Origin of the sequence: Hymenobacter sp. NBH84 (genome assembly GCF_014217645.1) — a bacterium.
GTDB lineage: Bacteria > Bacteroidota > Bacteroidia > Cytophagales > Hymenobacteraceae > Hymenobacter > Hymenobacter profundi.
In genome coordinates this window covers 3478866-3492502 of the sequence record NZ_CP043644.1, presented here as the reverse complement: position 1 = coordinate 3492502, position 13637 = coordinate 3478866, and the positions used below count along the sequence as shown (strand labels likewise).

At 49.7% G+C, this 13637-nt stretch carries 16 protein-coding genes and 4 tRNA genes; 17 read left to right on the top strand and 3 right to left on the bottom strand.

What is annotated here, in order from left to right; translation table 11 throughout:
• Positions 1-13: 13 nt before the first annotated feature.
• The 5 genes from F1C16_RS14705 (at position 14) to nadD (ending at position 3499) form a co-directional block, all read left to right on the top strand.
• On the top strand, positions 14-1285 hold the full coding sequence (locus F1C16_RS14705; protein ID WP_185281384.1) for an O-antigen ligase family protein: 1272 nt from the start codon (positions 14-16) through the stop codon (positions 1283-1285).
• Between the two features lie 84 nt (positions 1286-1369).
• The gene (locus F1C16_RS14700) at positions 1370-2017 is read left to right on the top strand and encodes a sigma-70 family RNA polymerase sigma factor (RefSeq protein ID WP_185281383.1); all 648 of its coding nucleotides are present in this window, start codon (positions 1370-1372) and stop codon (positions 2015-2017) included.
• Positions 2018-2033: 16 nt separating this feature from the next.
• On the top strand, positions 2034-2318 hold the full coding sequence (locus F1C16_RS14695) for a hypothetical protein (protein ID WP_185281382.1): 285 nt from the start codon (positions 2034-2036) through the stop codon (positions 2316-2318).
• Positions 2319-2327: 9 nt separating this feature from the next.
• Positions 2328-2912: a guanylate kinase gene (gene gmk / locus F1C16_RS14690; RefSeq protein ID WP_185281381.1), complete on the top strand. Its 585-nt coding sequence runs from the start codon at positions 2328-2330 to the stop codon at positions 2910-2912.
• The gene (gene nadD, locus F1C16_RS14685; RefSeq protein WP_185281380.1) at positions 2909-3499 is read left to right on the top strand and encodes a nicotinate (nicotinamide) nucleotide adenylyltransferase; all 591 of its coding nucleotides are present in this window, start codon (positions 2909-2911) and stop codon (positions 3497-3499) included. Before gmk ends, nadD begins: the two co-directional genes overlap by 4 nt.
• Positions 3500-3585: 86 nt before the next feature.
• Here nadD and frr read toward each other — a convergent pair whose 3' ends face one another.
• The 3 genes from frr to F1C16_RS14670 all read right to left on the bottom strand — a co-directional run bounded on the left by frr (position 3586) and on the right by F1C16_RS14670 (position 5577).
• Positions 3586-4149: a ribosome recycling factor gene (gene frr, locus F1C16_RS14680; RefSeq protein WP_185281379.1), complete on the bottom strand. Its 564-nt coding sequence runs from the start codon at positions 4147-4149 to the stop codon at positions 3586-3588.
• 100 nt (positions 4150-4249) lie between these two features.
• The gene (pyrH, locus tag F1C16_RS14675) at positions 4250-5011 is read right to left on the bottom strand and encodes a UMP kinase (RefSeq protein WP_185281378.1); all 762 of its coding nucleotides are present in this window, start codon (positions 5009-5011) and stop codon (positions 4250-4252) included.
• Between the two features lie 62 nt (positions 5012-5073).
• Positions 5074-5577: a biotin/lipoyl-containing protein gene (locus F1C16_RS14670; protein ID WP_185281377.1), complete on the bottom strand. Its 504-nt coding sequence runs from the start codon at positions 5575-5577 to the stop codon at positions 5074-5076.
• A gap of 88 nt (positions 5578-5665) precedes the next feature.
• Between F1C16_RS14670 and F1C16_RS14665 the strand changes: the two genes are divergently transcribed.
• The 12 genes from F1C16_RS14665 (at position 5666) to rplL (ending at position 13542) form a co-directional block, all read left to right on the top strand.
• Positions 5666-8272 carry a M1 family metallopeptidase gene (locus F1C16_RS14665; protein ID WP_258048917.1) on the top strand — a complete coding sequence of 869 codons (2607 nt, stop codon included), beginning with the start codon at positions 5666-5668 and terminating at the stop codon, positions 8270-8272.
• A gap of 237 nt (positions 8273-8509) precedes the next feature.
• Positions 8510-8589, top strand: a tRNA-Tyr gene (locus F1C16_RS14660).
• Positions 8590-8655: 66 nt separating this feature from the next.
• Positions 8656-8728 (top strand) — tRNA-Gly (locus tag F1C16_RS14655).
• Between the two features lie 88 nt (positions 8729-8816).
• Positions 8817-8888, top strand: a tRNA-Thr gene (locus tag F1C16_RS14650).
• A 165-nt stretch (positions 8889-9053) separates the two neighbouring features.
• A complete protein-coding gene (gene tuf, locus F1C16_RS14645) occupies positions 9054-10241 on the top strand; it encodes an elongation factor Tu (RefSeq protein WP_149069446.1) in 1188 nt (395 codons plus the stop codon).
• A 114-nt stretch (positions 10242-10355) separates the two neighbouring features.
• Positions 10356-10426, top strand: a tRNA-Trp gene (locus tag F1C16_RS14640).
• A gap of 51 nt (positions 10427-10477) precedes the next feature.
• Positions 10478-10672 carry a preprotein translocase subunit SecE gene (secE, locus tag F1C16_RS14635; protein ID WP_185281376.1) on the top strand — a complete coding sequence of 65 codons (195 nt, stop codon included), beginning with the start codon at positions 10478-10480 and terminating at the stop codon, positions 10670-10672.
• 12 nt (positions 10673-10684) lie between these two features.
• Positions 10685-11245 carry a transcription termination/antitermination protein NusG gene (gene nusG / locus F1C16_RS14630; protein ID WP_185281375.1) on the top strand — a complete coding sequence of 187 codons (561 nt, stop codon included), beginning with the start codon at positions 10685-10687 and terminating at the stop codon, positions 11243-11245.
• A gap of 123 nt (positions 11246-11368) precedes the next feature.
• Entirely contained in the window at positions 11369-11812 is a 444-nt protein-coding gene (gene rplK, locus F1C16_RS14625) for a 50S ribosomal protein L11 (protein ID WP_185281374.1), read from the top strand.
• Positions 11813-11832: 20 nt separating this feature from the next.
• Positions 11833-12528, top strand: coding sequence for a 50S ribosomal protein L1 (gene rplA / locus F1C16_RS14620; protein WP_185281373.1), 696 nt, complete (start codon positions 11833-11835; stop codon positions 12526-12528).
• A 17-nt stretch (positions 12529-12545) separates the two neighbouring features.
• Complete coding sequence (gene rplJ / locus F1C16_RS14615; protein WP_185281372.1) at positions 12546-13100, top strand: 50S ribosomal protein L10; 555 nt, start codon at positions 12546-12548, stop codon at positions 13098-13100.
• Positions 13101-13164: 64 nt separating this feature from the next.
• Positions 13165-13542, top strand: coding sequence for a 50S ribosomal protein L7/L12 (gene rplL, locus F1C16_RS14610; protein ID WP_185281371.1), 378 nt, complete (start codon positions 13165-13167; stop codon positions 13540-13542).
• Positions 13543-13637 lie beyond the last annotated feature (95 nt).

Genomic DNA, 13637 nt, shown 5'->3' with positions numbered 1-13637 from the left:
TATTTGCGGTCCTATGCGCGTATTGGCAATGCAGCGGTTGAAATACCTCTATCAGCAAGGACTCCTTTCTCAATATGTATTACTGTTGGCATGTTTTGCTGGCGTAGTTGGTTTGCTAACATCCCGTGCACTGGTTGCTATCAGCCCGATAGTGGGCGTTGTGGCAGTTCTAATGAACCCCAACCTGCGGGCAGCCGTGCCGGGCTGGCTACGCAACCAAAGCGCTTGGTGGCTAGCCTTGCTATATGCGTTGTTGCTATTCAGCGGGCTATACACGAGTGCCTGGACCGTTTGGCGCCACGAGTTGTATCGCAAATTGCCTTTCTTAGCCATTCCGCTGGCTTTTGCGCTGGCTGTACCCCTTCGCTCGCGGCAACGCTATTGGGTAGGGGTAGCGTTTACAATAGGCGTCACAGCCATTGGGCTGGCTACAGCCGGACGCTACTGGCTTTCTCCCAGCAGCACTAATGAGGAATTACGCGAAGCAACCAACCTGCAATCTGTAACAGGTATTTTTCACATCCATTTTGGAGTGATGCTAGCAATGGCGAGTGTTTTCGGCTTTTTGCTGGGGCAAAATGCTCGCACCTTGGGGGGCCGTTGGCTACTGTGGATAAGTGGTTTTTTAAGTGCCTTGGTTCTGCACGCTTTGGTGTACCGTACTGGTCTACTAGCCTTCTACGTCATGCTATCTTTCAACACCCTGCGTTTGCTGATGAGTCGCCGCTGGTGGAAGATAGGATTGCTATTGCTCGTAACATTAGTGGCTGCGCCACTAGTGGCTTATCATACTGTGCCGTCTGTATCACGTCAAATAGTGAGCAGCCAGTACGATATTGAGCAGTTTGATTGGGGGCAAGACATAAACAACTACTCTTTAGCGAAACGCTTGGCTGCTTGGCACACAGCTATAACGATAGCGCAAGCAAATCCGTGGCTAGGGGTAGGCGCTGCCGATGCCACCGACGAAATGATGGCGCAATACAGTTGGCGCTCTTTCGGCTTGCTTCCTCTCAACCGTGTTATGGTGCATAACCAATATTTACACTTCTTATTGGCTGGGGGCTTGGTGGGCTTGGCGCTATGGCTACTGGTACTATTGGGGCCATTAGCACAACCTGCCCTACGTCGTAATCCGTACGTGTATAACTTCCTGCTAATTCAAGGTGCAGCCATGTTGGTCGATTCTTTGCTGGAAATTCAGATCAGCTTCAATCTCTTCGTGTTCTGCTATGGTTTCTTATTGGTGGCTATAGAGCGCCAGAGTGCAGATTTAACAAAATAATGACCTACACGGGAAGGTTATTCCATCCATTTGTTTTCTGTCTGCGTACTTTTTTTGCATTTTAAGCCGTAATTTTTCAGTCTAATGAGCGATTCTCCCGAACGGGTACCCAAATTGAGCAAAGAAGAGAAGGACCGCCGGTTTCAGGCTGAACTGATGCCGGTAATCGACTCTTTGTACAATTTCGCCTACCGCCTTACGCTTGACGAAGACGATGCCAACGACCTCGTCCAGGAGACCTATTTGAAGGCCTACCGCTTCTTCGAGTACTTCGAGCAGGGAACCAACGCCAAAGCGTGGCTGTTCCGCATCCTGAAAAACTCGTTCATCAACGACTTCCGAAAAAGGAGTAAGCAGCCCGCCAAGGTCGACTACAACGAAATTGAGAGCTATTACAATTCGGAAGACGTAGAGGCCGAGGGCGACGCGGGTAGCACCTCGTCGGACATGCGGCAACAAGCCGTGCGTGACCTCATCGGCGATGAGGTAGCCCGCGCGCTCAACTCGTTGCCCGTGGATTTTCGAACCGTTATTATCCTTTGCGACCTAGAAGGGTTCACGTACGAGGAGATGGCGAAAGTACTGGACATTCCTATCGGAACGGTTCGGTCGCGTTTGCACCGCGCCCGAAATTTTTTGAAGGAAAAACTTGAAAAATACGCCAAAACAATGGGCTATGGCAACTCCAACGATGCGGCAGATGAAGACATTGAAGACAACCCCTCTGAATAACCTTTTTAGCACTGTTATGAAACCAACTGCTACGCCCCTAAGCCCCCAGACTGCCGCTACGGATGGCCCCGATTGTGAACGTGTAAACACGATTCTCGACCAAATTATTGTGGGCAACGACCCTAGCTTGGAAGATGAGGAGTACTTCATCAGCCACGCCGAAGATTGCTCGCCCTGCTTCGATAGCATCGATAAGCAACACATCTTCATTGATTTTCTGGCGCAGCATGTAGGCCGCAAAGGTGCTCCTTCTTCGCTACCAGAAGCTATTATGAACCGTTTGCAAGTGAAAATGGCCTAATTTTGCCCGATGCAGGGTAAAATTATTGTCTTTTCAGCGCCTTCCGGAGCCGGTAAAACCACGATTGTTCACCGGCTCATGGATAGGATTCCGGAGCTAAGCTTCTCTATTTCAGCGTGCACCCGTGACCGACGCGGTCGAACCGAAGCCAATGGCAAGGACTACCACTTCATTTCCGTGACGGAGTTTCAGGAGAAAATCCGTCATGATGAATTTGTGGAGTGGGAGGAGGTGTACGAAGGTGCGTTTTATGGCACTCTGAAATCTGAAATAGAGCGAATATGGTCTACCGGCCGTCACGCCATTTTGGATGTGGACGTAAAGGGTGGTCTTAGCATCAAGGAGTTCTATAAGGATCGGGCACTAGCCATTTTTGTGAAACCACCTTCCGTGGAGGCTTTAGAAGCTCGTTTGCGAGGTCGCGCTACCGATTCAGCTGCCAGCATTTCCAGCCGTTTGTATAAGGCTGAATTTGAGTTGACGTTCGAAGACCGGTTCGATGTAACCGTTGTCAACGACAACTTGGATGAGGCTACGGACGAAGCTGAACAACTGGTGCGCAATTTCATCGCTACCACCCCTAACGTGCTGTGAGTGCCGTTGATCCGAAGGTAGGCTTGTTGTTTGGTTCTTTCAACCCTATCCACACCGGGCACCTTATTCTGGCGCATTTCATGGCCACACACACCGACCTCGATGCGGTGTGGCTGATTGTGTCGCCTCAGAGCCCATTTAAGGTAGGGCAGGAGCTGCTGCCAGAACGTGCTCGGTACGAGCTGGTAGAAGCAGCCATTGCAGGCAACGACCAGCTAAGAGTTTCAGACGTAGAATTTTCTATGTCTAAGCCGAACTATACCATCGATACGTTGGAGGAGTTGCATCAGCACTATCCCCATCATCGGTTTGTGTTGCTGATGGGGGAAGACAACCTACCCGGCCTACCCCGCTGGAAAGCTGCTGACCGTATCATGGCCGAATATGAAATCTACGTGTATCCACGGCCGGGTATTGAGGCTACCTCAATAGCTAGCCCGGCAAATGTGCGCATCGTAGATGCACCGCTACTGGATATATCGGCCACTTTTGTGCGCGATTGTGTACGTGCGGGTAAATCTATTCGCTACTTAGTGCCTGCCGGAGTGGAGAAGCGCATTCAAGAACAGCGCTATTGGCAAGAATAAAGTAGCAAAAAATCAAAAAAAATTTTTAATGAAAAAGCCCCCGCATTATTCGGTGCGGGGGCTTTTTCATTGACGTAAAAGCGTCCTCAGATAGTCATAATTTCTGCTTCCTTCTTGCTAACGAGTTCATCTACTCGCACAATGTAAGAATCAGTAGCCTTTTGCACTTTGGCTTCGGCATCTTTAACAGCATCCTCAGAAGCGCCTTCTTTCAGCAGTTTGCGCAACGAGTCATTTACATCCTTGCGAATACCCCGGATGCGCACTTTGCCGCTTTCCGATTCGGTTTTCACTTGCTTCACTAAGTCGCGACGACGCTCTTGCGTCATGGGCGGAATATTGAGCCGTACGCCTTCCGCATCGGATTGTGGATTGAGGCCCAGGTCGCTATTCTTAATAGCTTTGGCTACCTCGCTAATCATGTTTTTCTCCCAGGGCTTGATGAAAAGCGTGCGGGCATCCGGCGTCGAAATGTTGGCCACCTGCGCCATGGGGGTAGGCGTGCCATAATAGTCTACCCGTAGCGAATCGAGCATGGCTGGGCTGGCTTTACCCGCCCGAATGCGGCTTAGTTCCACGCCAGTGTGTTCTAGGGCTTTACCCATCGATTCTTCGGCTTCGCTTAGGTAAAACTGAATTTCTTCGTCCATTGGTTAAGAGGGTTAGGTTGAGAAGTTAAAACAGGCGGCTCGTTACGCATGAAAGCTATAAAAAGAGGTGGCCGTCCGTTTTCAACGGAAATGTATGGAGTTACAGAATGGGCTGCAATTCACTATCACCCGGATTCTGTACGGTACTAGGGCCTTTCATGGTTACCAGCGTACCTATTGTATCACCTTCAATGAGGCGTTGTAGGTTGCCGGTTTTGTTCATGTCAAACACGATAATGGGCAGGTTGTTCTCCTTGCACAGCGTGAAGGCTGTCATATCCATTACGTTAAGGTTTTTGGCCATTACCTCATCGAAAGTAATTTCTGGGTAGCGCACCGCCGTAGGATCTTTCTCCGGATCGGCCGTATAAATGCCATCTACGCGGGTGCCTTTCAAGACTACATCGGCTTCTATTTCAATCGCACGCAACGAGGCCGCCGAGTCCGTGGTGAAGTAGGGCGAACCAATGCCCGCGCCGAAAATCACAACCCGACCTTTTTCTAGGTGCCGCAACGCCCGCCGCCGAAGGTAAGGCTCACACACTTGCTGGATGGTAAGGCCAGAGAGTAGACGCGTACTTACATCCAGTTTCTCCAGCGCGCTTTGCAGGGCCATTGAATTAATAACAGTGGCCAACATCCCCATATAGTCGCCTTGCACCCGGTCGAGGCCGAAAGCAGCAGCCTGCACTCCCCGAAAAATGTTGCCCCCACCAATCACCACGGCTACCTGTGTGCCCGTGGCTGCTACGGCTTTTATCTCTTCGGCATACTGCATGAGGCGCACGGCGTCAATGCCGTACTGTTGCTCCCCCATCAGGGCCTCGCCACTCAGTTTCAGCAGGATTCGGTTGTACTTCAAAACGAGGAAATATTAAGATTAAAAAACGAGTGGCCGATAGAATAAATCCACCGGCCACTGCATTACGAAAATTGAATCAATACTTGTCCCTTCGTGACGTTATCGCGCAGCTTCACCTTAATGGCCGCTATGGTGCCATCGCCGGGAGCCTTCAGAATGTTTTCCATCTTCATAGCTTCCAGCACCAGCAGCGGGTCGCCTTTCTGGACAGATTGTCCCGGAGTTACACGCACGTCTACAATCAGGCCCGGCATGGGTGCCTTCAGCTCATTTATTTTTTGACTGGCAGCAGCGCTCATTCCTAGCTTATCCAATAGCAGATCGAAGCGGTCTTTTGCCTGTATCTCTACTATTTGGCCATTGAGTTGCAAGCGAATTGTCTTGGTAGCATAGTCTGCCTCCAACACTTCCGCAACAAAAGAACTACCCCGATACAAAATGTGGTATCGTTGTTGGCCGAGTGCTACAATGTCCCATGCAAAAGGCTCACCGTTCAGCAGAATGTTGTCGTTGGCACGGAAATCAACTTCCCAATTTTGGGCCGGACCGGTCTGTACCTGTAGCATAAAAGAAGGAAGAAATAGGACGAGCTAAAGGGGCTTAAAGATAGGTCAAATTTGAAATAAATTCAGAAATTGAGGGTTCATTCCCTCGTTGATTAGTTACATGAAGTACCGAGTTCTTGGCTTGCTTAGCGTAATGCTGCTTCATAGTGGTCTTACTTTAGCCCAGACGGGCAAAGCCGGAAAACCAGATACCGATAAGAACGGCACGCGCCATAAAACACCGGCCGCCAACGAGGTTCCGGTAGCCGCGCCGAAGCAGGACATTGTTATCATTCCTTCGTGGCTCCCGCCAGATAATCCGGTGCAACCAGCGGCCACAGTTGTTACCAATGTGCTGGACACTAAGCTAGATGTGCGTTTCGACTGGGCAAAGCAGTGGCTGCTGGGCACAGCCACGCTTACGTTACGGCCGCACTTCTACCCCCAAAGCCAGGTAGTGCTTGATGCAAAGGGCTTCGAAGTCAAATCGGTGCGGCTATTGGTAAACGGTAAGGAAAAAAACCTCACCTACGCCTATGACAAGCAAAAGCTGACGATAACATTGGATCGTAGCTACCCCCGCACGGAGGCCTACCAAGTACGGGTCAGCTACGTTGCCAAGCCCAACGAATTACCAGCAAGCGGCAGCGCAGCTATTACCAGCAACAAGGGGCTGTACTTCATCAACCCGCTCGGTACGGATAATACCAAGCCTCGACAAATCTGGACCCAGGGTGAAACGGAGGCGAATTCAGCCTGGTTTCCTACCATCGACAAGCCCAATCAACGCATGACCCAGGAGATTGCGCTGACGGTGGAGGATAAGTTTCGTACCATATCCAATGGTTTGCTGATTTCATCTCGCAAAAACGCAGATGGCACCCGCACAGACGTTTGGAAGCAAGTCCTACCCGCTGCTCCCTACCTTACTATGTTGGCTGTGGGTGAATTTGCTGTTGTTAGTGATACGTGGCGAGGCAAAGCCGTTGAGTACTTCGTTGACTCACCCTACAGCACCACGGCGAAAGCAGTATTCGGCCATACGCCTGAGATGCTGGAGTTTTTTTCAACCAAGCTGGGGGTAGAGTTTCCTTGGGAGAAATATGCGCAGGTAGCAGTACATGATTTCGTATCGGGGGCGATGGAAAACACGACTGCTTCTACATTTCAGGATAAGCTTACTCAGTTTACAACGCGCGAACTACTAGATATTACTTACGAGCCAGAGTCTGTGGTAGCACATGAGTTGTTCCACCAGTGGTTTGGCGATTACGTAACCAGTGAGTCTTGGTCCAACCTGCCACTCAATGAGGCTTTCGCTGACTATTCTGAGTTCCTGTGGGCTGAACACAAATATGGTTCGGCTGAAGCAGCTTTGGTACAACAAAAAGCGCTAACGGCCTACCTGGAAGAGTCCCAGACCAAACGCGAGCCTCTCATTCGCTACCATTATGCCGACCGGGAGGACATGTTTGACCGGCATTCCTACAGCAAAGGGGGGCGGGTGCTCCACATGCTACGGCAATACGTAGGCGACGAAGCATTCTTCGCCTCGCTCAACCGTTACTTAACCCGCAACAAGCTTTCGTCTGTAGAAATAGCGGAGCTTCGGCTTGCTTTTGAGGAAGTGACGGGCGAAGATTTGATGTGGTTCTTTGACCAATGGTTTCTAAAGCGGGGACACCCTGAGTTGCAGATTACGCATTCCTATGCCGGGAATCAAGTAGCGTTGCGGGTGCGACAGGTACAGGATTCTACCTTCTCGCCCATCTACCAATTGCCAGTTACGGTTACCACATGGGTTAATAATCAACCGGTCAATCATCGTATCATAGTCACTAAAGCGGATCAAACATTCGCTTTGCCAGTCAGTCAACGACCTGCTTTAGTAAAGTTTGATGCTACTGGACAATTGTTGGCTGAAATAGAGGAAGAGCGCTCCACGGAGGAGCTACTGTATCAATTCTACCATGCGCAAAACTTCCTACAGAAGTACGAAGCTATTACCCTTCTGCGCGGCAAGACGATGGAGTTGCCCGTAAGTGCCATGCTACGCAACGCGCTGAGCGACGACTTTTGGGCCGTGCGACAAACAGCAGTAGAGGCATTGCGACGCTATAAAGGCTCAGAAGGGACTGCCATACGGAAAGATCTACAAAAGGTGGCTGCCAAAGACCCTAAAACTCAAGTGCGAGCTGCCGCTATCAACTCTCTGGCTTCCTTCCAAAACGAAGACTACGGCCAATTGTATACCGCAGCTCTTACGGACAGTTCTTACACGGTAACAAGTGCTGCTATTAATGCCTTAGCTAAAGCTCCTACCGTCACTTCACTGAAGGAAATTACGGCGCTTCAGGAAACAAAAAATGCAGCGCTCATAGATGCTATATCCAATTACTTCGCTCTCAACGGCACCGCAGATCAATATGAATGGTTCTTACGGCGAAGCAACGACGTACGTAATGAAGCACTATATCAATTCCTGCAAAACTTCGCTACGCTAATGTTACGCATGCCGCCAGTAGAGCGCGATAAAGGCATTGCCCGCCTCGAAATAATTGCGCGTTCCTACCCCAATCAATACGCTCGACTTGGGGCATACAAGGGATTAAGCATGCTGGTGCCAAGCAGCCCCAGTGTAAAACTTACCCTGCAAGACATCCGAAGCCGCGAAAAGGATAAGAATCTAGCTACCATCTATACGATGCTGCAATAATTTTTTCAGATTGTTAGGCCGGGCAAAACGATACAGCATCTAAAACAGAATCAAAGTCTTATCGCTTACATAAAGGCAAGTAAGGATACGATAGCAAAAAAAAATATTAGCTCTTTCTGGAGGTAGGGCTTGACTTACATCAGAAACCCGTTAATTTTGCAACTCCTTTTGAAAGCTACCGCACAACGATAGAATCAAAAGGGTAAAAAAGACAGCTCGGATGGAGCGTTTTTAACTGGGGGTATCGCATAGCGGCAATTGCGGGTGACTGTAACTCACCTCCTTCGGGTTCATAGGTTCGAGTCCTGTTACCCCCACAGTGAAATAATGATTTAGTGCCTGAGTGATTTCACTCAGGCACTAAATCATTAAATTACTTCTACGCGGGAGTAGCTCAGTTGGTAGAGCGGCAGCCTTCCAAGCTGCAGGTCGCGGGTTCGAACCTCGTCTCCCGCTCTTTATTTTCACACTGTGAAAGTGAAATCAAACGATCAAGCAGGTTGCTGCCGTTTTCTGTGAGACGTTTAGGTTTCAAACAATATTAGCCGTTTTAGCTCAGTGGTAGAGCACTTCCTTGGTAAGGAAGAGGTCATGGGTTCAAATCCCATAAATGGCTCAGAATGACGAGTACCAACCTACACAACAATTGAGTAGTTGGCGCTATGGATAGAGTAAAGCGACGTGCAGTCCCTACTAAACGGAGCTGTGTTTCGCTTTCTTTGAGTATAGCTTCACCGCGTTTTTCCCCACTTTACTACAAAATTCCTCTAATCTCTTTACAATGGCTAAAGAAAATTTTGATCGTTCCAAACCGCACGTGAACATCGGTACGATCGGGCACGTCGACCACGGCAAAACCACCCTGACTGCTGCTATCACGACGGTACTGGCGAACAAAGGTCTGGCCGCTAAGCGTGACTTCTCGTCGATCGACAACGCTCCTGAAGAAAAAGAGCGTGGTATCACGATTAACACTGCCCACGTAGAGTACGCTACCGAAAATCGTCACTACGCACACGTTGACTGCCCTGGTCACGCTGACTACGTGAAGAACATGGTAACGGGTGCTGCCCAGATGGACGGTGCTATCCTCGTGGTAGCTGCCACCGATGGTCCGATGCCTCAAACCCGTGAGCACATCCTGCTGGCTCGCCAGGTAGGTGTTCCTCAGCTGGTAGTATTCATGAACAAAGTAGACATGGTGGATGACCCCGAGCTCCTCGAGCTGGTGGAAATGGAAATCCGTGAACTGCTGTCGTTCTATGACTTCGACGGTGATAACATTCCTGTAATCCAAGGCTCTGCTCTGGGTGGCCTGAACGGCGACGCTAACTGGGTTCCTAAGATCGAGGAACTGATGGCTGCTGTTGACTCGTACATTCCAATCCCAGCTCGTCTGACCGACCTGCCCTTCCTGATGCCCGTAGAGGACGTATTCTCTATCACGGGTCGCGGTACGGTTGCTACTGGTCGTATCGAGCGTGGTATCATCAACTCGGGTGAGCAAGTTGACATCCTCGGCATGGGTGCTGAAGGTCTGAAGTCGACTGTGACTGGTGTTGAGATGTTCCGCAAGATTCTGGACCGTGGCGAAGCCGGTGACAACGTAGGTCTATTGCTCCGTGGTATTGAGAAAGAAGCCATCCGTCGTGGTATGGTTATCTGCAAGCCCGGCTCGGTAACTCCTCACAAAAAGTTCAAGGCTGAGGTATACGTTCTGTCGAAAGAAGAAGGCGGTCGTCACACCCCGTTCTTCAACAACTACCGTCCCCAGTTCTACCTGCGCACCACTGACGTAACGGGTATCATTACGCTGCCCGAAGGTGTTGAAATGGTAATGCCTGGCGACAACATCACTATCACGGTTGAACTGATCAACAAGGTAGCGATGGAGAAAGGCCTGCGTTTCGCTATCCGCGAAGGTGGCCGTACGGTAGGTGCCGGTCAGGTGACCGAAATCCTCGACTAATCTCTGAATTAAGACAATCCGCCTCCGATTTTTTCGGGGGCGGATTTGTTTTGTCTATAGATTGCTGTACATTTGCACTCCCAATTAAAACGAAAGTTTGCTGGGAAATATTCTACGGGCGTAGTTCAAGGGTAGAATAGAGGTCTCCAAAACCTTTGATGGGAGTTCGAATCTCTCCGCCCGTGCTTTACTTGGTCATTAGACCGCATCTATTTCAGCCAAACCCGGTCCTAACCATGAGCAAGCTGACGAAATATTTTAGCGATACCACGGAGGAAATGCGTTACAAAGTAACGTGGCCAACTTCGTCGGAATTACAGAAGAGTGCTGGTTTGGTGCTTATTGGTTCGCTGGTATTTGCTGCTGTCGTTGGTATCATGGATATCATTTTTAAAACGGGTCTGGAAGCATTTTACAACTCATTCCGTTAACAAGCAGAAGAGATGGGAGAGTTGAAGTGGTACGTAGTACGCTCCGTAAGTGGGCAAGAAAAGAAAGCCAAAACGTATCTTGAGACAGAGATAGGACGCCATGGGCTTTCTGATCTGGTACCTGAAGTGCTGATTCCAGCAGAGAAGGTTTACGAGATGCGTAACGGTAAGAAGCGTGTACGTGAGCGTAATTTCTTCCCTGGCTATATTCTGATCCATGCTGACTTATCGCATGGTGAAGTGGACCACATCATCACAAGTACGCCCGGTGTGATTGGTTTCCTGAGTGAGAATGAGGGGAAGAATACAGCTGGCAAACCAGTACCGCTTCGTATGTCAGAGGTAAACCGTATTCTGGGTATCGTGGACGAGACGGAAGAGCAGACAGCTACGCTGGAAACTCCATTCATCGTAGGAGACTTGGTGAAAATCATAGATACCAATTTCAACGGCTTCTCTGGTACGGTTTCCGAGGTATTCGAAGAGCGGAAGAAGCTCAACGTTATCGTGAAGATATTTGGCCGAAGCACTCCCATGGAGTTGAGTTACACCCAGGTAGAGAAAGAGTCTTAAGACTGTATATACAATACGTCGCTGGTTATTCGCTCCGACCGGCGGGGCTTCCACACAGGAGCACTTTTCAACTGACGTTTCGCGTGTGTTACCACGCAAGGAACGGAAGCCTTTTTAAACCAAATGGCCAAGGAAATTAGAGGTTATCTGAAGCTTCAGATAAAGGGAGGCGCTGCAAACCCTGCACCGCCGGTAGGACCTGCACTTGGTAGCAAAGGCCTTAACATCATGGAGTTCTGCAAGCAGTTCAATGCGCGGACCCAGGATAAGGCTGGCCAAGTTTGTCCGGTACTGATTACCATGTACACCGATAAGTCGTTCGACTTCGTGGTGAAGACACCACCGGTGCCCGTACTGCTGATGGACGCTGCAAAGCTCCAGAGCGGTTCGAAAGAGCCCAACCGCAACAAGGTAGGCTCGGTATCGTGGGACCAGGTTCGCACCATTGCCGAAACTAAAATGCCTGACCTGAATGCTTTCGAAGTGGAAGCAGCTATGCGCCAGGTAGCCGGCACGGCTCGCAGCATGGGTATCACCATCAAAGGGGATTCTCCTTTCGCTAACTAATTAAACGAAGCAGAATCAACATGGCACAAGTTAGCAAAAAGCGCAAGGAAGCCCTTGCTAAGCACGACCTGACGCAGGTTCGTAATCTGGTAGAAGCTGCTAAAGTGGTAAAGGATATCACCTATACCAAATTCGACGCTTCTGTTGATATCGATGTTCGTCTGGGCGTTGACCCCCGTAAAGCCGACCAAATGGTGCGTGGCGTAGCTACGTTGCCCCACGGTACTGGTAAAACTGTTCGTGTACTGGCTCTAGTAACTCCCGATAAGGAAGCTGAAGCTACGGCTGCTGGTGCTGATTTCGTTGGTCTGGACGACTACATATCGAAAATCGAGAAAGGTTGGACGGATATCGACGTTATCATCACGATGCCTGCTGTAATGGCTAAGGTTGGCCGTTTGGGCCGGGTATTGGGTCCTCGTGGTCTAATGCCAAACCCTAAGTCGGGTACGGTAACGACTGATGTAGCGAAAGCAGTACAAGAAGTGAAAGCTGGTAAAATCGACTTTAAAGTTGACAAAACCGGTATCATTCACTGCTCAGTAGGTAAGGTGTCTTTTGATGACCAAAAGCTAGCTGAAAATGCTATCGAGGTTATTCAAACGCTGCAGCGCCTGAAGCCCTCTTCGGCTAAAGGAACTTACATCAAGAGCATCACGCTGTCGAGCACGATGAGCCCAGCCGTTCCGGTTGATACTTCGGTTACTTCCGCTTAAACTACAATCAAAACGATATGACCCGGGAAGAAAAACAAGCCCTCGTCGACGAGTTGAGCGAGAAGTTTCAATCGCACAACGCGTTCTACATTGCCGATGCTTCGGGAATGTCGGTGGCAAAAATCAACGAGTTCCGTCGCCTGTGCTTCACGCGCGGTCTGGAATATAAGGTCTATAAGAATACGTTCATCCGCAAAGCCCTCGATACTCTCGGCGGTGACACTGCAGAAATGGACGTAGCTCTGAAAGGCCAGTCGGGCGTACTGTTCTCGAAAGAGGCTGGTAATGCTCCTGGCAAATTGCTAAAGGATTTCTACAAGGCGCAGAACTACGGCAAGAACGTAGAGCCAAAGCCCGCATTTAAAGGTGCTTACATTGATGCAAGCATCTACATCGGCGCTAATCAACTGGATACGCTCTCGACGCTGAAAGGCAAAAACGAGCTTATTGGTGAGGTTATTGGCCTTCTGCAGTCGCCCGCCAAAAATGTTATTTCTGCTCTGTCGAGCGGTGGCAACATTCTGGCTGGTCTCCTCAAAACGCTTTCCGAAAAAGAAGAGGTTGCAGGCTAACCGCTGCTCATCTTTTTCACTTTCAATTTATAATTCAACAACTCTTTTTTAACAATCTACAGAAATGGCAGATTTGAAAGCATTCGCTGAGCAGCTCGTTAGCCTGACGGTGAAAGAAGTAAACGAACTGGCTACTATCCTGAAAGACGAGTACGGCATCGAGCCGGCTGCTGCTGCTCCTGTAGCTGCTGCTGGTGGTGGCGCTGCTGCTGCTGAGGCTCCTGAGGAGAAAACGTCGTTCGATGTAATCCTGAAGGCTGCTGGTGGTCAGAAACTGGCTGTTGTTAAGCTGGTGAAAGACCTTACCGGTCTGGGTCTGAAAGAAGCCAAAGAACTGGTTGACGGTGCTCCTAAGCCTCTGAAAGAAGGCGTGGCTAAAGACGAAGCCGATTCGCTGAAGAAGCAACTGGAAGAAGCTGGCGCTGAAGTAGAAGTTAAGTAATTCTGCTGCCTAGCATCTTACCTCACAAATAAGGATAGGCCTGGCAACTAAGCCAGGTCTTTTCCTGTTTGTAGGTAATAAACTTTACGAAAGTC

Bases quoted from the DNA above. Each gene is read 5' to 3' on its own strand.
- tuf (WP_149069446.1), top strand. From the start codon at position 9,054: ATGGCTAAAGAAAATTTTGATCGTTCCAAACCGCACGTGAACATCGGT.
- rplA (WP_185281373.1), top strand. From the start codon at position 11,833: ATGGCACAAGTTAGCAAAAAGCGCAAGGAAGCCCTTGCTAAGCACGAC.
- F1C16_RS14695 (WP_185281382.1), top strand. From the start codon at position 2,034: ATGAAACCAACTGCTACGCCCCTAAGCCCCCAGACTGCCGCTACGGAT.
- rplL (WP_185281371.1), top strand. From the start codon at position 13,165: ATGGCAGATTTGAAAGCATTCGCTGAGCAGCTCGTTAGCCTGACGGTG.
- nusG (WP_185281375.1), top strand. From the start codon at position 10,685: ATGGGAGAGTTGAAGTGGTACGTAGTACGCTCCGTAAGTGGGCAAGAA.
- F1C16_RS14670 (WP_185281377.1), bottom strand. From the start codon at position 5,577: ATGCTACAGGTACAGACCGGTCCGGCCCAAAATTGGGAAGTTGATTTC.
- F1C16_RS14705 (WP_185281384.1), top strand. From the start codon at position 14: ATGCGCGTATTGGCAATGCAGCGGTTGAAATACCTCTATCAGCAAGGA.
- gmk (WP_185281381.1), top strand. From the start codon at position 2,328: ATGCAGGGTAAAATTATTGTCTTTTCAGCGCCTTCCGGAGCCGGTAAA.
- frr (WP_185281379.1), bottom strand. From the start codon at position 4,149: ATGGACGAAGAAATTCAGTTTTACCTAAGCGAAGCCGAAGAATCGATG.
- secE (WP_185281376.1), top strand. From the start codon at position 10,478: ATGAGCAAGCTGACGAAATATTTTAGCGATACCACGGAGGAAATGCGT.
- rplJ (WP_185281372.1), top strand. From the start codon at position 12,546: ATGACCCGGGAAGAAAAACAAGCCCTCGTCGACGAGTTGAGCGAGAAG.
- F1C16_RS14700 (WP_185281383.1), top strand. From the start codon at position 1,370: ATGAGCGATTCTCCCGAACGGGTACCCAAATTGAGCAAAGAAGAGAAG.
- rplK (WP_185281374.1), top strand. From the start codon at position 11,369: ATGGCCAAGGAAATTAGAGGTTATCTGAAGCTTCAGATAAAGGGAGGC.